Source organism: Paenibacillus rhizoplanae, from assembly GCF_042684125.1.
GTDB classification, from domain to species: domain Bacteria; phylum Bacillota; class Bacilli; order Paenibacillales; family Paenibacillaceae; genus Paenibacillus_AQ; species Paenibacillus_AQ rhizoplanae.
The window spans coordinates 15,459-36,138 of sequence record NZ_JBHUKY010000045.1 but is presented as its reverse complement, the minus strand read 5'-3'; the positions used below and the strand labels follow the sequence as shown (position 1 = coordinate 36,138).

16 protein-coding genes are annotated in these 20,680 nt (G+C 54.3%); 11 read left to right on the top strand and 5 right to left on the bottom strand.

From position 1 onward, the window contains the following. Window positions 1–65: 65 nt before the first annotated feature. The 8 genes from ACFSX3_RS22660 to ACFSX3_RS22625 all read left to right on the top strand — a co-directional run bounded on the left by ACFSX3_RS22660 (window position 66) and on the right by ACFSX3_RS22625 (window position 11,856). Entirely contained in the window at window positions 66–944 is an 879-nt protein-coding gene (locus ACFSX3_RS22660; protein ID WP_379256828.1) for an AraC family transcriptional regulator, read from the top strand. A gap of 75 nt (window positions 945–1,019) precedes the next feature. Beyond that, window positions 1,020–2,822: a sensor histidine kinase gene (locus ACFSX3_RS22655; protein ID WP_209990885.1), complete on the top strand. Its 1,803-nt coding sequence runs from the start codon at window positions 1,020–1,022 to the stop codon at window positions 2,820–2,822. After that, a complete protein-coding gene (locus tag ACFSX3_RS22650) occupies window positions 2,823–4,421 on the top strand; it encodes a response regulator transcription factor (RefSeq protein ID WP_379256827.1) in 1,599 nt (532 codons plus the stop codon). 135 nt (window positions 4,422–4,556) lie between these two features. Beyond that, window positions 4,557–6,131 carry an extracellular solute-binding protein gene (locus tag ACFSX3_RS22645; RefSeq protein ID WP_209990883.1) on the top strand — a complete coding sequence of 525 codons (1,575 nt, stop codon included), beginning with the start codon at window positions 4,557–4,559 and terminating at the stop codon, window positions 6,129–6,131. 30 nt (window positions 6,132–6,161) lie between these two features. After that, window positions 6,162–7,121 (top strand): ABC transporter permease, encoded by a 960-nt coding sequence (locus tag ACFSX3_RS22640; RefSeq protein ID WP_209990881.1) that lies wholly within the window; start codon window positions 6,162–6,164, stop codon window positions 7,119–7,121. Between the two features lie 18 nt (window positions 7,122–7,139). Then, window positions 7,140–8,036, top strand: coding sequence for a carbohydrate ABC transporter permease (locus ACFSX3_RS22635; RefSeq protein ID WP_209990879.1), 897 nt, complete (start codon window positions 7,140–7,142; stop codon window positions 8,034–8,036). Between the two features lie 20 nt (window positions 8,037–8,056). Then, window positions 8,057–10,093 carry an alpha-L-arabinofuranosidase C-terminal domain-containing protein gene (locus tag ACFSX3_RS22630; protein WP_209990878.1) on the top strand — a complete coding sequence of 679 codons (2,037 nt, stop codon included), beginning with the start codon at window positions 8,057–8,059 and terminating at the stop codon, window positions 10,091–10,093. Further along, window positions 10,090–11,856, top strand: a complete 1,767-nt coding sequence (locus ACFSX3_RS22625; protein ID WP_209990875.1) for a glycoside hydrolase family 2 protein — start codon at window positions 10,090–10,092, stop codon at window positions 11,854–11,856. Before ACFSX3_RS22630 ends, ACFSX3_RS22625 begins: the two co-directional genes overlap by 4 nt. Window positions 11,857–12,296: 440 nt before the next feature. Here the strand turns inward: ACFSX3_RS22625 and ACFSX3_RS22620 are convergent, their stop codons facing one another. Then, entirely contained in the window at window positions 12,297–13,157 is an 861-nt protein-coding gene (locus tag ACFSX3_RS22620) for an SDR family NAD(P)-dependent oxidoreductase (RefSeq protein WP_209990871.1), read from the bottom strand. A gap of 165 nt (window positions 13,158–13,322) precedes the next feature. Between ACFSX3_RS22620 and ACFSX3_RS22615 the strand changes: the two genes are divergently transcribed. Then, window positions 13,323–13,766 (top strand): MerR family transcriptional regulator, encoded by a 444-nt coding sequence (locus tag ACFSX3_RS22615; protein WP_209990870.1) that lies wholly within the window; start codon window positions 13,323–13,325, stop codon window positions 13,764–13,766. Window positions 13,767–13,923: 157 nt separating this feature from the next. Beyond that, the gene (locus ACFSX3_RS22610; RefSeq protein ID WP_209990868.1) at window positions 13,924–14,790 is read left to right on the top strand and encodes a divergent polysaccharide deacetylase family protein; all 867 of its coding nucleotides are present in this window, start codon (window positions 13,924–13,926) and stop codon (window positions 14,788–14,790) included. Here ACFSX3_RS22610 and ACFSX3_RS22605 read toward each other — a convergent pair. Then, the gene (locus tag ACFSX3_RS22605; RefSeq protein ID WP_379256826.1) at window positions 14,777–15,580 is read right to left on the bottom strand and encodes an N-acetylmuramoyl-L-alanine amidase family protein; all 804 of its coding nucleotides are present in this window, start codon (window positions 15,578–15,580) and stop codon (window positions 14,777–14,779) included. The genes ACFSX3_RS22610 and ACFSX3_RS22605 overlap by 14 nt on opposite strands. 167 nt (window positions 15,581–15,747) lie before the next feature. On the opposite strand from ACFSX3_RS22605, the gene ACFSX3_RS22600 reads away from it, so the two are divergent. After that, a complete protein-coding gene (locus ACFSX3_RS22600) occupies window positions 15,748–15,942 on the top strand; it encodes a YqzE family protein (protein WP_173137691.1) in 195 nt (64 codons plus the stop codon). Between the two features lie 521 nt (window positions 15,943–16,463). On the opposite strand, the gene ACFSX3_RS22595 is transcribed toward ACFSX3_RS22600, so the two are convergent. From ACFSX3_RS22595 to ACFSX3_RS22585, 3 genes are all read right to left on the bottom strand, one after another. After that, window positions 16,464–17,543 (bottom strand): hypothetical protein, encoded by a 1,080-nt coding sequence (locus tag ACFSX3_RS22595; protein ID WP_209990866.1) that lies wholly within the window; start codon window positions 17,541–17,543, stop codon window positions 16,464–16,466. A 195-nt stretch (window positions 17,544–17,738) separates the two neighbouring features. Continuing rightward, complete coding sequence (locus ACFSX3_RS22590) at window positions 17,739–18,815, bottom strand: YqhG family protein (RefSeq protein WP_417629287.1); 1,077 nt, start codon at window positions 18,813–18,815, stop codon at window positions 17,739–17,741. Further along, window positions 18,815–20,560: a DEAD/DEAH box helicase gene (locus tag ACFSX3_RS22585; protein WP_173137685.1), complete on the bottom strand. Its 1,746-nt coding sequence runs from the start codon at window positions 20,558–20,560 to the stop codon at window positions 18,815–18,817. The genes ACFSX3_RS22590 and ACFSX3_RS22585 overlap by 1 nt, the downstream gene beginning before the upstream one ends. Window positions 20,561–20,680 lie beyond the last annotated feature (120 nt).

The window sequence follows — 20,680 nt, the reverse complement described above, 5'->3', positions numbered from 1 at the left end:
ACGTTTAATAAATAGCCTAATGTTAGGTGTGAATTGTCATTTTGTTAGATGAGAGGGGTGGGGATATGTCAGAAGCGATGCGTAATCTGCAGGAATACGAATATGAATATGCCGAGTTCATCTATTATACGCCGGGCAATCTGGACCGGGAGGGGCAGCTATGGCCGGTCCGTGCGGGCCGCAGCCTGGCTAAGCCGAACTACAGGGTAGGTCCCAAAAGGATTGAGTGTTACAGTCTTCATTTTGTATACGAAGGCAGGGTCGGTCTCAATTATGGCGATCAGCACATCGAGCTGCAAAAGGGTGACCTGTTCTGTCTGTTTCCGGACCAGACCTATCATTATTACATCATTCCTGCGGAAGCTCCGCTGCAGATGAACTGGCTTGCGCTGGATGGAAGCAGGGTAATGCCGCTCTTGAAGCTGGCCGGGCTGGTGCCTGAGCAGCCGGCAGCTCCGGGCAAGGTGACATCCCGCGTCCAAGCTGCACTCGAACGCATCCTCGGGGCAATGACCCGGTACGAGCGGTGGGACCCGGCTGTATCCCTTGAGCTTGAGGGACAAATCTGCGAATTACTGGCCGGCCTGATGCCCGAAGCCTTCCCTGAGGTAAGCCCGTCACCTTCCGGCTGGGTATCGCAGTGTATGGAATTTATGAACCTGCATGCTACTGAAGGGATAACCGTCCAGCAGGTTGCCTCGCTGGCAGGCGTACACCGTTCCTACTTCACTAGTGCTTTTACAAGTCAGGTCGGCGTATCGCCGCAGAAGTATATCCAGAGCATACGCATGGGGAAGGCCAAACGGCTGCTTGCCGAAACCGAGGCCACCATCACAGAAATTGCATTGTCGCTAGGCTATCCCAACCTGTACACGTTCACCCGGGCATTCAAGTCCTATTACAAATCCTCTCCCTTGCATACCCGTACGGCTGGAGACGGATAAGAGGGCGAAGGGGTTGCCGATTAATATGAGAGCGCTTACTAGAAGACATTTCCCTTACGGGAAGGAGAGACCGCTATGAGATTCGCAGCGCTGCGCCATAAATTATCCCCGAAGCCGGGGATTCAGGGGAAAATATTCATCGCGTTCGGACTGCTCAGTCTGTTCTCGATCGTAACGGTTACTTCCATTATCTATCTGAATATGCGTGAGACGATTAAGCAGAATGCGATTACTTCGGTCGCGGACAGTATCCGTCAAGCAGACGAATCGCTGAATCATATGTTCGAAGAGATTGATCGTCTGAACACCGTCGCCGTCACGAATAAAAATACGGTCATTGATATATTGCTGAGTCCCAGTGAGGAGATCAGCTACGAGTGGTTTCAGGAGCAAAAGCGGATCAATGAGTTTCTGTCAGGCCTGATTGATTATAAGCCTTATATCACACGCATAGCTGTGATTGGACTGAACGGTAAAGTGTTCTTCACCGGGGGTCCTTGGATTGACCGGAATTTCCTCCAGACAAAAGCGATGGACTACATGCTGAACCATGGGGACCGCCATGCTTATTTCAAACAGGAAGGCAGCACGGATGTGATTTCTGTCGGCCGTGTGATCCGGTACAACAAGGAATCTATTGGCGTCGTAATGGTGGATTTGAACTATGATTTCATTCGGAGTACCTATGGCGTCAAGCCGACAGCGGACAGTGTTCTATATGTACTGGATGAACAGATGGAGCTGGTGTACCCTTCCGGAGCTGCGCCTGCGTCACTCTCCCCGCAAATGCTAAGCACGGTGTATGCTCACCCGCAGCTTGCGGGAACTGCTGTGCAAGAGGCGGCAGAGCAGAAGATCGACGGTAAGTCCTATATTGTAGTCAGCCGCCGCTCCGGGGATACAGGCTGGATTACCCGGGCGCTTGTGCCGCTGGATTCTCTTCTCAGCGAATCGGTGAAGGTCCGGAATCTGATGATTGAAGTATCGGTCATTGTGTTTGCCGCAGTTCTACTGGGAGCATTGCAGATGTCTTCCCGGACTACGCTGCATATCCGGCGGCTCAAAACGATGATGATGCGGGTAAAGGACGGCAATTTATCTTTTCCGCGTATGGGTATGGACTCAAAAGACGAAATCGGTGAACTTTACACCGTGTTCATTAGCATGATTGATGATCTGCAGCGGCTGATGCAGGATATCCGGATTAGTGAGCAGGCGAAGCGGGAGGCAGAGCTTACGGCACTACAGGCGCAGATCCGCCCCCATTTTCTGTACAATACCCTCAATACTATTAAGTATCTGGCCAAGCTGAATGATGTTCCGAATATCGAGGAGGTATCAGGCTCGTTAATTGAGCTAATGCGCGGGGTACTCGGGAATTCAAGCGAATTCCTTACGCTCAGGGAAGAGCTGGATTATATGAACTGCTATGTATCTATTGTGAAATACAAATATATGGAGCCGATATCGGTTCAGGTTCAAGTGGAAGATGATGATCTGCTGGAGTGCAGGGTGCTCAAGCTGATGCTGCAGCCTATTGTGGAGAATGCCATTCTGCACGGAGTGGTCCCGGCTGCCAAAGGCGGATTGATTCTGATCAGAGTCTACGGGGAGTGCGGGGATTTGTTCATAGAAATTATGGATAACGGGCCAGGGATGTCTCAGGAAACCATGCAGCAGCTGCTTGAATCCGTCAAGGAAGGGAGCGCTTCGCGCTTCAGCGGAATCGGCGTGCGTAATGTGCATGAACGAATCAGCAGGATGTACGGGGAGCCGTACGGTATCAGGCTGTTCAGTGAAGAAGCGCTGTATACCAAGGTGGTCATCCGTTTCCCGGAAATTCGCAGGGATGAACCATCCGCAAAGGAGGCAGGTTGAATGTTGATTCAAGTATTGCTGGTAGACGATGAACCGCTGGTACATCATCATCTGTTGACGATGACGGATTGGCGCAGCCATGGTTTTGAGATTTGCGGGGAAGCCTACAGCGGTCTGACGGCGCTCCAGGCTTGTGAGAAATCGCTGGTGCATATTGCAATTATTGATGTGAATATGCCCGGCATGAATGGAGTAGAGCTGCAACGGACCATCTGTGAGCGGTACCCGGCTGTAAAGACAATCATGCTCAGCAGCTATGACGATTACGATTATGTCCGTGAGTGTCTGAGGAACGGGGCTGCCGACTATTTACTGAAGCACCGCTTGAATGACCAATCGCTAATTTCCGTTCTGAAGAAAGTGGCACAAGAGCTGCAGGAGAAGGCCGTGACCCCAGTCCCCGGGCTGGAGGAGGGAAGCGCTGCTGCGGACAGCAGTCCCGGGGATTTACGTGAGCAGGCACTCCGGCTGCTGGCCGGACAGCCGGAGGCTGAGGTTATGCTTGACAAGAGCATGAAACGGAGCGGGCTTCAGCTCGGTGTGGTCTGCTATATGGCTGCCGCTGTCCAAATCGTTCCCTTCCTGCTGTTGACACAATCGCGCAGTGATGTACAGATTAACGGTCTGGTCCGGCAGGCGGTAGAGCTTATGCAGCAGAGTCTCGGCGAGCTGCCTGAGCGGATGGCCGTGTATGTTGAGAATGGGCGTCTGGCCGCCCTGTTCGCATTCAGAGAACGGAGCGAACAGGCTGCAGCGAGTGAGGCCAACCGGCTGATGAGCAATGCCAGCCATTCGCTGGAGCTATTCCTGAATTTGAAATGCACCTATAGCATTGGTCATATGTGCACCAGCCTGTCCAAGCTCGAAGCCAGTTACCGTTCGGCCGAACGAGTCCTCGATCACGCGGCTGCACGGCAAGAGCCGGATGCCGAAGCGGACAGTCCGCGTCTTCTGATGACGATCGGGAATCAGAAGCAGCTTCTTCTGGCCATTGAGCGGCTGGATCGGGAAGGGATAGAGCAGTCCATTACCGATGCATTCACCCCTGTTCAGAAGCTTCCGCTTCATTCGCCAAGTGTACAGATGATTGTCAGCGAACTGCTGGCGATAGGTGACAAGACCCTGACGCAGGACGAAGACGCAGCTGGCGGATTGCCGTCCCGGGAAGAGCTGGGCAATATCAACAGCGTAGCCGGGCTGGAACAGTGGATGAAAGCTTATTACGGAGGCCTGCTGGGCAGGCTCCGCCGCAGACAGTCACAAGGCACCTATTCGCGGCATGTGTCCCAAGCCATTCAGCTTATTCTGGAACGTTATCAGAGTTACATTACGCTGGAGCTGACTGCTGACCTGATCGGGCTTAACCCGTCTTACTTAAGCCGGATTTTCAAAGAAGAGACCCGGACGACCTTTTCCGAATATTTGAACCGTGTCCGAATTGATGCCAGCTGCAGGCTGCTCGAAAGCGGCAAATACACTGTGAAGCAAATTAGCAGCCAGGTTGGGTTCACGACGTATAATTATTTTTTCAAAGTATTCAAGGAGCTGACCGGTACGACGCCGCATGCTTTTGTAAGCCGTCAACCTGCTGCGGAGTGAAACAGTAAGATAAGTGTAGTAAATAGTCATATATGTAGAATCCCCCTCTGCGCTGGCCCGGATATAATAAAACCACACCAAGGGAAGCGCTTACACAGAAGGATCAGTGAGATATATAAGGAGGTTGTACCAGACATGCGCAGACAACGAAATCAAACGGCGGTCAGTCTTATGGTCATTGCCGCACTGGCAATGGGCGGCTGCAGTTCAGGAGCGGGCAGCAGCAACAAAGAGGCTGCACCTCAGGCATCAGCAGATCAATCCGTGAGCAAGGACGGATTCCCTATCGTGCAGGAGCCGGTGAAGCTGAGCATGTTCACCCGGATTGCGCCCGTCAACGGATCGTTCAAGGACATGCCGGTCTTTCAGGATTATGAGAAGCTGAGCAATGTTCAGGTGGAGTTCACCGAAGCGCCGACAGATGGCTTCCAGGAGAAGAAGAATCTGCTCTTCGCCTCCAACGAGCTGCCCGATGTCATGTACCGCTCCGGGATCACCCCACTGGAGGCCGTCCGTTACGGCTCGGGCGGCCAGCTTATTCCACTGGAGGATCTGATCCGGGACTATGCCCCGAACTTCAACAAGCTGATGGATGAGTATCCGGAGATCCGCGCGGGCATTACGACACCGGAAGGCCATATTTACGCGATTCCGGGTATCGTTAGCCTGAGTGCGGCGCGGACGGACAAGAAATGGATCAACCAGGCCTGGTTGAAGAAGCTGAACCTGAAGGTGCCGGAGACGACGGATGAGCTGTACGATGTGCTGGTCGCTTTCCGTGATCAGGACCCGAACGGCAACGGTCAGAAGGACGAACTTCCACTGACTGCCCGCGTCGGACTCAGTGTCGCCACGATGATGAGCGGATCGTTTGGACTGGATCAGCAGTTCGGTTATAACATCAACCTTAAGGATAATAAGGTCGAAATCTGGATGGGCAGCGAACGGAACAAGGAAATGCTCATGTATCTGAATAAGCTGTACGCCGCGAAGCTGCTGGACCAGGAGGTGTTCTCCCATACGGAGGCCCAGTTCCTGGCCAAGCAGGGCTCCGGCCTGACGGGGATGTTCTTCGACCAGACGAACAACAATTTCCTGCCAATCTCGGATCAATACATCGGCATCGCGCCGCCAGCAGGTCCGCATGGTGACCGGATGCAGAGCCAGACGTCTCCGATCCCGCGTGACTTTGGGGCGTATGCCATTACTTCCGTCAATAAGTATCCGGAAATCTCCATGCGCTGGATCGACTATTTCTATAGTGACGAAGGCTCGACGCTGCTGCGGTTCGGGCGGGAAGGTGAACATTATGAGCTGAAGGACGGAATTCCTTATTACAAGCCAGAGTATTCAACCTCCGAAACGCAGCCGAAAATCACTCCGTATGCCGGTGGAGGGGCACCGCATCTGATCAGTGAGCATGTAGCTTCTTATATCAATCCGCCTCAGGTGCAGGAAGCGCAGAAGGCGCTCGACCCGTATATGCCGGAAATCCGCTATGCCGTTCCGATGTTTGACGAAGCGACAGCCCAGAAGGTGAACATGCTCCGGAATGATATTGACAAATATTACGAAGAACAGAGCACGAAGTTTATCGCCGGCGCACTCAGCTTCGACAAGTGGGATGAATTCCAGTCGACCCTCCAAAAGATGAATGTCGAGGAGCTTCAGCAGATTTATCAGGAAGCTTACGACAAGATGGATAAATAGGCAGATCCTCTTGGATAGGAGCGGATGTTCATGAATAAGACGGAAATCCCTAATACTGCCGCAGCGCGCCGGTTCCCTCAGGAGCCGGGGCGCCGTCTGATCAGGCAAATCTCCCGAAGATACGACTTGTATCTCATGCTATTAATACCGATCACATGGTACCTGGTGTTTCATTACGGCCCGCTCTACGGGCTGCAGATCGCCTTCAAGAATTTTAACCCCGGCAAAGGAATCCTTGGCAGCAGCTGGGTGGGCTTCGAGCATTTCCAGCGTTTCTTCGACTCCTATTATTTCTGGAGACTTCTCTGGAATACGTTGTCCATCAACCTGTTCTCCCTGCTGATTGCTTTTCCGGTTCCGATTATGCTGGCCCTGCTGATCAACGAAATCGGCAGTAAGAGATACAGTAAATTACTGCAGAACGTCACTTATATCCCGCACTTTATCTCTGTTGTTGTTATCGTGGGCATTCTGACGGTGCTGCTCTCCCCGAGCGGCCCGGTCAACATGCTGATTCAGGCGCTTGGCGGAACGCCGACCCGCTTCATGGAATCGGCCGCGTGGTTCAAAACGATCTTCATCAGCTCGAATATTTGGCAGAACATGGGCTGGCAATCCATTATATACATCGCAGCGCTTAGCGGAATTAATCCGCAGCTGTACGAAGCGGCCAAGATGGACGGCGCCTCCCGTATCCGGCGGATCTGGCATGTCTCGCTGCCTGGAATTGTCCCTGTGATCGTCATTTTACTGATTCTGGACATTGGGCAGTTCATGAACATCGGCTTTGAGAAAATTTTGCTGATGCAGAATAATTTGAATCTGGAATCAAGCGACGTGATTTCCACTTTTGTATACACTACCGGCATTCTAAAGGGCGAATACAGCTATACTGCCGCAATAGGGCTGTTCAACTCCCTGATTAACCTGACGCTGCTCCTGCTGGTGAACCGGTTTGCGCGCAAAACGTCGGATACGAGCCTGTGGTAATGGAGGAGGAGACGGGCAATGCCTAAGGATGTAATTATGAAAGCCCCACCCGATGAAAAGCGGTTCGACGTAATCGTATACCTGCTCGCAGCGGTAATCATTGCTATAGTGCTCTATCCGTTACTATTTGTGGTCAGCGCTTCGTTCAGTGATCCCGCCAAAGTACTGAACGGGGAGGTTTGGCTGCTGCCCAAGGGCGTGACACTGGAAGCCTACAGCAATATTTTGCACAACGATAAAATTTGGACCGGATACCGCAATACGCTGATCTACACCGTTGTCGGAACAAGTGTCAATATTATGATGACTTTGCTTGCGGCATACCCGCTGTCCAGACCGGATCTGCCCGGACGCAAGCTGCTGATGCTGATTGTTACCCTGACGATGTTCTTCAGCGGTGGACTCATCCCCAGTTATCTGCTGGTCAAAAACCTGGGGATGGTCGATACGATGTGGGCGCTCATTATTCCCGGAGCCATATCTACGTACAATCTGATTGTGATGAGAACATACTTTGAATCCAGTATTCCCTGGGAGCTGCAGGAAGCGGCGCACATTGACGGCTGCTCCAACTGGAGGCTGCTGATCAGCATTATTCTGCCGTTGTCGAAGCCGATCATTGCCGTAATGGTTCTGTTCTATGCCGTGGGGCACTGGAATTCATTCTTCAATGCGCTGATTTATATCCGCAGCGAGGACCGGTATCCGCTGCAGCTGGTGCTGCGCGAGATACTGATGATCAGTCAATCCGCCGGCGCAGACGGGGGGAATGTCGGGCTGGAGGATCAAATCCTGCTCTCCGAGAGCATTAAATACGCGGTCATTATCGTGTCCAGCCTGCCGGTGCTGCTGATGTATCCTTTGGTCCAGAAGCACTTCGTCAAAGGTGTCATGATTGGTTCAATTAAAGGTTAATCGGAAACGGAGGAGTGAAATTGTCTAACCAAGCAACGATAAGGATCGACTGCAGCCAGCCAAGCGGGCATACAGTCAACCCGTATCTGTTCGGACATTTCGTGGAGGATATCCGCGATCATATGGAAGCCATGCTGGCTTATCCGCTGAAGGATATGGATTTCGAGAGTGAGGCGGGGAGTACGGCGGGCGTGGCGGGAAGCTGGTATGCGTTCACGAACGGGCGGAATACCGGATATGCCCTTGAAGCGTCTGCCCCGAAGCATTCGGGCCGCGCCCAGCGCATCCGCCTGCTGAGTGATGATGAGGCTTATGCGGGCATCGCCCAGAGGACGGCACTCCAGGAAGGGATGTATACGGTTAAGCTGGTGGCGAGGGCATCTGTCGAGCTGACTTATATCATTATTGAAGCCGTAGACCGGATCAGCCAAGCCCGCCTGGGGCTGGAGCGCATCGGGCTGGACAGCCATAATTGGCAGCTGTATGAAGCCAGGCTGTCTGTCAGCCGGGACAGCGCAGATGCAGAGTTCCGGGTATATGTTCCGGCTGAGCACCCCAGATGGAGGGATCATGTCTCTACCGGCATGTTATGGTTAGATCATGTCTCTCTGCTCCCCGAAGACCACATCGGCACCGTAAAACGTGAGGTGGTCGAAATGACGAAGGAGCTGAACGCCGGGATGATGCGGCTGGCGGGGAATTATATCAGCGCCTATCATTTCGAGCACGGGATCGGTCCGGTGCTGGAGCGTCCGGTTATGTTTAATGAGGCGTGGGGGGGATGGACCAGCAAATACTTCGGCACAGATGAATTCATCCGCTTCTGCCGGGAGCTTCGTGTGGAGCCGCTGATCTGCGTGAATGACGGCTCCGGCTCGCCGGAGGAGGCAGCGAGGTGGGTGGAATACTGCAATGGCGGGATCGAAACTCCCATGGGCGCGAAGCGGGCCGCGAACGGCTATGCGGAGCCCTATAATGTGAAGCATTGGGAGATCGGGAACGAGGTGTGGGGACCCTGGCAGGTCGGAACAACTACGGCGGAGCAGTTCGCCAAGCGGACCGTGTCCTTCATTCAAGCTATGAAGCGGGCAGATCCTTCTCTCGTTATTCTGGCCTGCGGACATACCGATCAGGAATGGAACCGCGCTGTTCTGGATATCGCGGGTGAACAGATTGATTATTTGACCTTGCATCTCTACCACGGCTATAACCGGTTTGCTATGGATCAGAACACACCGGAAGAAGAGCGATATAAGGCCATAGCCTCATTCCCGGAATGGACCCGCTACAATATAGAACAGACGGCAGGCCAGATCCGCTCCAACCCGGACCATGCGCATGTGAAGCTGGCAATTACCGAATACAATACGATGTATTATCCCAACACGGTACGCAAAGGGCTGCCGGACGAGCATACGCTGGGCGCTGCGGTGGCCAATGCCGCTAATTTGAACGAAATGCTGCGGGCAAGCGACATCGTGCAAATCGGCAGCTTCTCCGATCTGGTCAACGGGTGGCTTGGAGGGTGTATCCGGGTAGGCGATTATTATGCCGATCAATACTGCGGCAAGCTGCCGGGCTGGAGCGGGCATCCGTTAACCGTCTACGGCACGCCAACCTATGAAGTCATGAAGCTGTATGCCGGCCGCGATATCTCCCGTCTGCTTCCTTCAGTTGCAGAGTGCGGCACTTTCTCCGTAAGGTCCGGCAGACCGGCGCCGATCCATCTGGACGCCCTGCCGGATCTGGATACGGTGGCCTTCACGAATGAATCCGGGGATACCGTCACCGTGTTCACTGTAAACCGCAGCCTGCAGGAAGTGAAGGCTTCCTTCACACTGCATGGATTTGAGGCTGACGGTACTATAGTTGTATATGAAATATCGGGGGAATCCGAATGGGAGATCAATTCTGTCTTCGCGCCGGACCGCATCGCCTGCAAGGTAAGCGAGGTTCCTGCTGGAGCGTGGGCGGAGGGCTGGTTGCTGCGTCCGGCATCGGTCTATGCGCTGGAATTCAGAACCGGGTCTGCCGGGCGGAACGGGGGAGTACGATGACAACCAAAGCATACATCAAGGATTATCCCAGACCGCAGTTCGTCCGCAGGGGATGGCAGTCCCTTAACGGGGAGTGGGGCTTCCGGTTCGACGACCAGAATACCGGTGAACACGGGAAATGGCAGGAGCAGTTGAACGCAACCCATACCATTACCGTTCCATATACTTACGAGACGCAGGCAAGCGGCATCGGTATTCAGGAATTTCATCCCCGGGTATGGTACAACAAGGCAGTGCTCATTCCCGGGGAGGCGTCAGGAAAAAGGGTCATTCTCCACTTCCAGGCCGTGGATTATCACGCCAAGGTATGGGTGAACGGCATCCTGGCAGGCAGTCATCAGGGAGGGTATGCTGCTTTTTCCTTCGACATCACTCCCTATCTAATCTCCGGGAAGGAGAACAGTATTACGTTAAAGGCAGAAGACAGTAATGACTGTACCCAGACCCGGGGGAAGCAGCGCTGGACGAAGGATAATTTCGAATGCTTCTATGTGCAGAGCACCGGAATCTGGCAGACCGTCTGGCTGGAATATGTGGAAGAGCAGCGGCTGGATTCTGTGAAAATCACTCCGGACATCGACCGCTCCTGCGTCTCGTTCGATGTTCAATTGCACGGGCTGGAGACGGCGGCAGGCCAGATCCTGCTGGAGGCTGCAGTTACTTTCAAGGGAGTCCCGGTTAAGACAACGAGCCAGTGGATGGACCGGCCCCGCCAGACGATAGAAGTCGATCTGCTGCATGAGGCAAGCGGTCCCTGGAAGCGGAGCTACTGGTCACCGGCGCAGCCCAATCTGTATGATGTTGAGTTCACCCTATACGTAGGCGGCAAGGTTGTGGATCAGGTGCATTCCTATTTCGGAATGAGAAAGGTCTCCATCCAGAACGGTAAGGTGCTGCTTAATAATACGCCAGTCTATCAGAGGATTATTCTGGATCAAGGCTACTGGACAGAGAGCCACCTGACACCGCCAAGCGAAGAAGCGATTGTAGCCGATATTGATTATATTCTGGCGATGGGCTACAACAGCGTACGCAAGCATATGAAGATTGAGGATGCCCGCTTCCTGTATTGGTGCGATGTAAAGGGCCTGCTGGTATGGTCGGAGATGGCGGCAACGTTCGAATTTCATGACCGCGCCGTGGAGAGCTTCACGAACGAATGGCTGGAGATCGTCCGGCAGCAGTATAATCATCCCAGTATCATTACCTGGGTGCCGTTCAATGAGTCCTGGGGCGTGCCGAACATTCTGCATGATCAGCGGCAGCAGAAATTCACGGAAGGCATTTATCACTTAACCAAAGCGATTGATCCCTACCGCCCGGTGATTACGAATGACGGCTGGGAGCATACCGTGTCGGATATTCTGACCCTGCATGATTACGTTGAAATGGGTGACGGCTTCTTAAGCAGGTATGCCGACAACAAAGAGGCCATCGTGAATAAAGAGACCACCTGCAATCAATGGAAGTATGCCTTCGCCGAGGGGTATGCGTACCAAGGCCAGCCTATCATTATATCGGAATTCGGCGGGATCGCCTTCCAGTCCGATAAGGGCTGGGGGTACGGGCATCAGGTGGCATCGGAGGAAGAATTCCTGACCCGCTTCGCAAGCCTGACTCAAGCGATCAAGAGTGTGGAATATATCTGCGGGTACTGCTATACCCAGCTCACCGATGTGCAGCAGGAAATCAACGGTCTGCTGACAGAGGCGCGTGAGCCGAAAATTCCGCTGGATAAAATTAAAGAGATCAACCTGAAGTAATCGAATGGTTAAGGATTGACCCGGGACCAGGGAATGGCCGGGCTGATCCTTCTATTTCTCGCTGAAACGAATGCCGTCCTTTAATTTAAAAGGATGGCTAAGCCGTTTCCACTTGTGTGAAGTTTGCGATTCGATTTAAGGAATTAGTTGGATTTTCAGCACTTGCTGATAAGCGTTTGCCCCCTGCTGGAACAGCAGTTGTATAAACAACACTTAATTTGGCGCATTTCATCCAGAGTGGCAAAAAACCAATAATTAGATGCTCTGTTTCCACTTGCTTCCGTTTATTTCTGAGATGTCGGTAAATTAAGATACGTTTGTCCACTTGTTAGTTGGCAGGTGCGGATAACGTACACACATCAAAGCCCAAGCCATCCTATCCAGGGTAGCTTGGGCTTGATGTGTGCAGGCTTAGGTGTGTGTGCAGTATGGCCTGAGAATCAGGAGGGGCTGCCGGCCGGGCGGAATTCCTGCTGGTAAATGGCCTGGACATTCGCCAATATATCACGGCTGTACGCTGTGAATTTCAGCGGGGTCACCTGATCCTTGATCAGGAACACACCGGACTTACGGCTGTGCTCGCCGAGTGCAGCCTGGTACAGCAAGCCTGCTCCATGAGTAGGCTCCGGGAAGAACATACGTGTAATGGGCCTCAGCCAAAAGGGAATTCCGGATTTTTTGCCGCTGCGCATGGTGTTATTGCCTCCGGGATCGGCGCTGCGGATCATAATGCCTTCCGCCGCAAGCGCCGGGGCAAGCTCCGCAGTCCACAAGGACAAGGCAAGCTTCGTATCGGCATAAGGGCCGGTTAGCTTGGCGAACTTGGCCGGACGCTCAAGCGTAGCAGGGTCGAACCGGCGCTTCATCATAAAAGCATTGGAAGAAGTATTAATGACGGTACGGAGCTCACCTCTCAGAATTAGCGGCTTCAGCTCCATCGTGAGGATATAGGGTACAACGGTCTGCAGTTCATAGTGCAGCTCCCGTCCTTGCCTGGAGAAGCTTAATTCGGGGAAGCTCCCGCCTGCATTATTGAACAGCAGATCAATCTGCGTCTCATGGCTTGTAATAGCCTGCAAGGCAAGGTTCAGCTGGGCGAAGTCTGTTAAATCCGCCTTGTATATCCGTAGTTGTCTGCTGCTGAGCGCCCCGCGGATAAGAGGGTCGTCCTCAGTGAAAGCTGAACGGATGAGTGCGATAACCTCCCAGCCTTCATTTAGCATTTTGCGGGTCAGGGCGAGCCCGATGCCATGATTCGCACCGGTGATCAGCGCAGTACGTGGGGCTTGTTCTATAGTCATAATAAGTCCTCCTTGGGGAACATTGTGTTGAATGGTGCTCATTGTATAACTTGGAGCCGACTCCAGGTCAAGAGCTGAATTTAACATTTGACTTGGAGCTGACTCCAAGTTATACAATAGAATGAACCTAAGGCACAACAACAACAATACAAAGGAGGCAGCTTTATGAGTCTGGTAGACAAGAATCCCGTCACAGGATATTCAATCAAGGAGACGGCGGAGCGGACCGGAATCACGGAGGATACGATCCGGTATTATGAGAAGATCGGGCTGCTGCCCCGGGCGCAGCGCAAGGGGAACAGCCACCGGATCTACAGCGATCAGGATCTGGAGATGATGAAGCTTATCACTTGTCTTAAGAAGACAGGGATGTCTCTGGACGATATGCGGCCGTACCTTAACCTGTCGCTTGACTCGGACCTGTCACAATATCCCGAGCTTCATGAGATGATCCTGAATCATAAGCAGAAGATTCTGGAGCAGATCGCCTCGCTCCAGCAGATTGTGGATTTTATCGACAACAAAGTGGAGCAGGGCAGCCTTGGCCCGCAGGCATGTGAGCTGACCGGGGATACCCGCCGCAAGATGCCGGCACGAAGCAAACGCTGATTTCTTGCATCCCGCAGCAGGTGGTGAAGGCGCTGCTTGATGCCGACCGCCGCTTCCCCTTCACATTGTTAATTATTTCGTAAGCACGCCGTACATATTTAACCTTCGTGAGCCAAACAATGAGAGCATTAGTTGAACCACGAAGGAGATGTCCAGGATGAAGACAAACAACAAGAGAATAAAGCATATCCTTCAGTATTCTATAGCCGCAGCATTGATTACTATAACCGCACTGGTACCGTCAGCGCCGCAAGCAGTGTCAGCAGCCCCGGCAGAGGACACGCATTCCGCACAACCGCAGGCAGAGAAGACTAAGCAGCTCAGCCGGGTAGCCATCATAGTCGATGATTTCGGCAATGGGATGCGCGGGACGGAGGAAATGTTCAAGCTGCCGGTCAAAATCACCGTTGCAGTAATGCCGTTCCTTCGTTCCAGCGAGCAGGACGCACGGCGTGCCCATGAGCTTGGCTACGATGTGCTGGTCCATCTGCCGATGGAGCCGCGTCAGGGCAAGCCGGAATGGCTGGGGCCGGGGGCCGTGCTGACCAGCATGAATGACGCCGAGGTCCGGGGGCGGGTGGAAGCTGCGCTCGATAATGTGCCATACGCGATCGGCATCAATAATCATATGGGCTCCAAGGTGACCGGAGATGAACGGGTCATGGGTATTGTGCTGGAGGTCTGCAAGGAGCGAGGTCTATTCTTCGTAGATAGCCATACCAATTACCGTTCAGTCGCGGGACGGATGGCCCGGGAGCTGGGAATGCCGCCGGTGGAGAACCACATTTTCCTCGATGATGTGCATTCGGCAAGCCATGTGGCGAAGCAGATGAAGCTCGTGCAGGAACGGGCGCTGAGCCAGAGATATTGTGTAACGATCGGCCATGTCGGCATTCAGGGCAAAGAAACCGCAGCGGGTATCCGCAGCGGCATTGCCGGAATGAAGGACAACGTGGAGTTTGTCGGAATCTCGGAGCTGGTACGGGATGAATGGAAATGGAACTCCAGGCTTACACTTCCATAAGATAAGCGGTGATTCCATTGGCAATCGCTTCGGCAATTTCCTCCTGGCCTTTCGGAGTGCAGAGCTTCTTGCGGTCAGCCGGACTGCTTACAAATCCCGCCTCAACGATAACCGTTGTGGCGGTTATTTTGTTGAGCAGGTAGAAGGGCTTGCCCCGGATAGGATCATTCTTCATCCTGTAGAGCTGGTTGAGCTGATCCTGAATGGTCCGGGCTAGCAGGAAGCTGCGTCCTTCCTGGCGGTACAGGACGAGCGGACCATGCTTGGACGGGGATTTCGCCCAGTTAATATGGATGCTGACCACGACATTGGCCGGAAGCGTCTCCGCCAGCTCCTTGCGCTGGGCCAGATCGCGCAGATGCCGGGATCTGTTTCGCAGCCACTGATTCTCATCGCTGGGCGCATAGTCGCCGGTCCGGTTCAGGATCGTATCGAAGCCGTCCGCACGCAGCAGGAGAAAGAGGCGGCGTGAGATGGCGAGGGTGATGTCCTTTTCCAGAATGCTGCCGTATGAGGTTCCGCCGTCAATCCCCCCATGGCCGGCATCGATCAGAATCATCCGCTGGTCATGGCCGAGCATATGGGGGCTGTGTTTAGGGATGCTGGCCTGCTTTCCGGCCCGAGGTGCAGCCGCGTGGGTAGCTCCGGCATTCCCCGCTGTAAGCAGCAACAGTACTCCTGCCGCTGCCAGGAACCGCTGTAGCCGCAGCCCCAGTCTCAGCCGGTCAATTTCGCGTGAACAGCCGGGTTGTTCTGAGTTGTGTTGTTCTAATGTTTCCGATTGTCTCAAGTGAATAACCTCCCTGCCGATAAGTATAGTTATTGTTAGATTGTGCCTTAACAGCCGAACCTATACGAAGCTTCAGTTTCCGGTTTAGAGTTCAGGGGATTGGTGCACACTATAGGCATAAGGCCAGTGAATGATAACTGCCATATCTCACATGGGAGGTGTATGAAATGGCATCCGGCGGAGATGATCTGGTGAAATATATTACGGAGAAGGTTGTTGTGTACATTGAGAACCCGCGCGCCGTCCATGCAAGAAGGAAGGCTGAGAAGCAGCCCTGGGCGGAAAAATGGTTCGGTACGATCCCGCTCGCCTGGTCGGTCTGGCGTAGCAAATGGAGCCGGGACAGGGATGGTAAGGAGTAGCGATTCAGCAGGGAGTGGGATTCAGGTGTATAAGTGCACCTGAATTCGGAGAAAGCGTGCGGTGAGTGTGATTCAGGTGCATAAGTGCACCTGAATTCGGGGAAAACGAGCGCTGAGCAGGATTCTGGTGTATAAGTGCACCTGAATCCGGGGAAAAGGGGCACTGAGTGTGATTCAGGTGTATAAGTGCACCTGAATTCGGAGAAAGCGTGCGGTGAGTGTGATTCAGGTGCATAAGTGCACCTGAATTCGGAGAAAGCGGACGCTGAGTGTGATTCAGGTGTATAAATGCACCTGAATTCGGGGAAAGCGGGCGCTGAGTGGGATTCAGGAGTAGAAGTGCACCTGAATTCGGAGAAAGCGGGCGCTGAGTGGGATTCAGGTAAGTCATCTGAATTCGGAGAAAACGGGCGTTGAGAGGAATTCAGGTGTAGCAGCAAACAGCCTTCCCAAGGAGCCGTTCAGACGGCACCTGGGAAGGCTGTTTGCTTTGACGGACCAGATGGATTGCAATGTGATTCCTATTGCCGGGAATCCGATGCAGGGACTACGCCCAGCGTGCTTCCCCCAGGCAGCGGCACCGGCAGCTTGTGGAAGGTTCCAGCCTTCTGTAGGGCGCTCAGAGGGAGGTAGCGGCTGCCACCGGGACCGGCGGCAGCATAGACTACAGCGGCTTCGGTGCTGCCTTGGTCCCGGGAAGCGCCTGGCTTCAGCCAGCTTTGGCTGCCTGTAATCATGAATGGTGCGCCCAGCGTGTCGTTGTGCCCCTGGGACTGGAAGGCGAGACTGCCCCGCTCCTGAAGCAGAGCGCTCAGGCTTGCTCCGTTCAGCGTCTTCAGCCCGGGTACGGTCAGCCACAGCAGATCGGCATACGGGTCATCCTCTCCGCCGCTCCGCAAGGCGGGTTGGGGAGTGCGCGCCTGGCCCGGGACGGAGGACAGCATGGCTGAGGCTTCCGGTGCAGCATTAAGAACATTCTCAGCCTGGCTCTGACTCCAGGGCAGCGTCTCCAGAACGGTAGCATTCAGATACAGCGTTTTGTTCTCTGTAGTGATTTTCCAGACAGGCAGCATTGGAGCATAGAGCGCCTTAACTCCGATGGCACCTGAAGAATTAGAGGGTATCAGTCCTTGCTGCACCAGATACTGGCGCAGTTCAAGCATACTGTAAGGGAGGCCGGAGGTTCCGGCTCCATATTCACTAAGCACATAACCGCCCTGATCTGCGGCAGATATAATGAGATAGCCGATCCGCTGCCCGCCGTTCATCACATTGACCAGCCAGCTTCGCGTTCCCGGACCAAGAGGGTAGACCTCCGTCCCGGCATCCTTCCATTCTGTAAAAGGAGCATGGGCCGACAGCTTACCGATCGTCTCTTTGGTGAAGGTCTGCAGCGTTTCCGGTGACGGAATCTGCTTCATGGCAAGCCCCGGAAGAGCCTCCTGCATGACGGCCTGCGTCACGGTGGTACGGCTGCTTTTGGACGCCATCGCCGGAGGAGGGGAGACGCTTGCAGCGAACAGTGCCAGTCCAAGAATCAGACAGAGGAGCAAGCGGCTGCGCTGCCCGCGGGGTTCCTTCTGTCCTGCTTTGTTTATCATAGTATCGTTCACCTTTCCTGTTCCAAAGGTTATTCGCTGGGAAGCCCCGGTCTCATGACTGTGAGACCGGCGGGTCTCCTGCTGCTTACTGTTCATTGTAGGGGACAAGCCCTGAAAAGGCTGTTGCTTGCTGTCGCGGCAGGCGGCGGGAGTTTCGCTGTTTTTTTGCCTGCTTTTAGCGAGCAGGGTCGCATTCTATGTGCTGCGCAGATGAAACAGTCCGTATGTTACGGCAGAAACTGCAATCTGCGGCTCATATTGCCAGGAGGTCTCCTGACGGCGGCGGTTATACTGCTCCTCGATGCTGAGACGTTTCTCCTCATCCTCTTCCTTCAGCAGCTCGGCATAATAAATATCCACAATGCTCAGCTCAAGCTCCAACCTTTCGCGGGCTTCTTCGGCCCACGTATAATCCAGCAGCGCCAGCTTCGAGGTCAGATATCCCTCCAGCCGGTCGGCTCCGTCTGTAATGCTCAGCTCGAACGGCTGAACATGAATGTTCTCCGGGAGACGCGGCGTCAGCTCCTTGGAAGCCAGCCGGGCTTCAAAGTCAGGGACAATCAGCCCCGAAGTCAGCGACACAGCAATGAAATGCAGCTCTTCCCGCTTCAGGTCGCAGGTCATCTCCACCTTGTAGCAGACAGCCAGCCATGGCTCGTAGGCCGCCGAGAACAGGGTGGTCCGCTGCCTGAGCCCGGGGTCCTCGAACAGCTGCAGGCACTTGCCTTCATCCCGCGCCGCCGACCAGATCTGCCGCAGGCGTCTGCTGCCGTAGGTCACATCCTCCCGGCGGATCATGCCCGGCCCGATGCGCGGCAGCGCCGGAACGACGCCGAAGTACCGGGCAAGGATGCTGTCCTCCGGGGCAGCCGAGACCCCGGGAGGCAGCGCACCGCCCGGCGCCGCAGCCTGCGCCGCGACAAGCTCCGCCCCAGCCTCGGCATCCGCCGCCGCACCGGCCTGGCCCGGCAGCGCGTCTGCCGCTGCCGTGCGGCTTGCGCCGCCACTGCGCGGGCGTGCGGCCTGCGCCGCAGCCTGCGCTGCCAGTTCATCGTACTTCTGCGGATCGAAGACGAAGCTGAAGGACAAGGTCTCGGGATCTACGCCGGTGCGCTCCACGAATCCCCAATAATAAGGGCGGTCCGTCAGCATCCGGTCCGCGCGGGGGGAGAGCTTCACCGTCACATGCACCGGTGAGGATTCAAGGATGGTACATTCGGTCGCTTCCAGATAATCCATGACCTGTTTGCGTACTTCCACGGGCGAGAGCATCAAGGCGCCACCTCGCTTTCATCCAGATCAGCATGGGTCAGCTCGCTGAGCGTATCGCCAATATCATCGAGACTGCTGCGCAGCTCCTCATCCGTGCGGGCTTCAAGGACGATTTTGTACAGGCTTTTCTCCAGCGACTCTTTCTTCTCGAAGCGTTCCAGAATGACATCCAGCCCGCCGATGACCATCTCGAACATGTTGATTTTCTCATGCAGCAGGTGGAGAATATGCTCTTCAATCGTCCCCTCCGTGGAGAGGTTATAGATGACCACATCATTCTCCTGGCCCAGCCGGTGTACCCGTCCGATCCGCTGCTCCACCCGCATCGGGTTCCAGGGCAGATCGAAATTGATCATATGGTGGCAGAACTGCAGGTTGATGCCTTCGCCCCCTGCTTCCGTGGCAATCATCACCTGGGCACGTCCGCGGAAAAGGTCCATCATCCAGTCTTTTTTGCCGCGGTTCATCCCGCCCGAGTAAGTGACACATTGCAGTCCATGCTCCCGGAAATATTGAAGCAAATATTCCTGGGTGGCGCGGTATTCGGTGAAGACGATGACCTTTTCATTCATTTGCTGAATTAACTCCATCGTCTTCTCCGCCTTGGTATTCGTCTTGACGGTACGGATGGTCTGGAGCAGACCCATCATCCGCTCACGCTTCGGAGAATCCGCCGGCAGCTTCTTGATCAGGTTCACCAGGGTGACGAACACAGCGTCCCGGCTGCTGCAGACTTCACGTTGAAGCGTAACCAGGGAGAGCATACTGCTGAGATTGCCGCCCGCCTCCTGATATTGGTCTTTGACAAAAGCAGTGACGCCGTCATACAATTCCTTCTCCTCTGCCGATAGAGTGAGGGGGATGTTGCGCACCTTGCGCTTGGTGAAGTTCACCGGGCCTTCGCCCCGGCGGTTACGGATCATTACCTTGGACAGCTCGCCCCTGAGCTGGACTTCATTCTTGGGCTGGCGCTTATCGACAACGAAATTAGTGGCGAAATCGCCCTGATTCCCGAGCTGGCCCGGCTTCAGCAGCGTAATCAGATTGAACAGCTCGCCGAGATCGTTCTGCACGGGTGTGGCGGTGAGCAGCAGGCAGTATTTTTTGCGCAGCTGCTGTACAAACAGATAGTTCGTGGATTTCTTATTCTTCAGCTTATGGGCTTCGTCGATAATGAGCATGTCGTACTCCTGGCTAAGCAGCATTTCCTTATGCGGGTCACGTTTGGCGGTATCCATGGAGGCGACGACAATGTCATTGCCCCAGGAATAGGCTTTTTTTTGCGCCACGGCAGAGATCCCGAATTTGGCATTCAGCTCCCGTACCCATTGCAGGACAAGCGAGGCCGGCACCAGAATCAGAACCTTGCTCACCAGACCCCGCACCAGATATTCTTTCAGCACCAGCCCGGCTTCTATCGTCTTGCCAAGACCAACTTCATCGGCGAGAATTGCCCGGCCCGACATCTGGAACAGCACCTTATGCGCAGTATCAAGCTGATGGGGAAGCGGGGACAGCCCGTTCAGATGCTTCATACATTGCAGCTCATCGAAGCTCGTAACCAGGCCCGACTGCTCTCCCTGCACGGCAAGGCGGGATAACCGCCAGTCTCCCCAAGGACCGCCTTTATCGAGTCTCGATTCCAGATCATGCAGCCAGTTACGCTCAATAGATAGAGGAACAGGCAGCAGCGGCGCAGAAGTTACGTTCTCGTGCGGCAGGGAATTGCGGAATAATTGCGTCATGTTGCAGCCTCCTCCGTCGCAGTTTCATATCGAAATGCGTAGCAGTAGTATGCGCGTAAAAGAGAGATTTCATAACCTGCGGAGCATGGAATTCACAGAGGAATGCTGTAATCCCCCTGG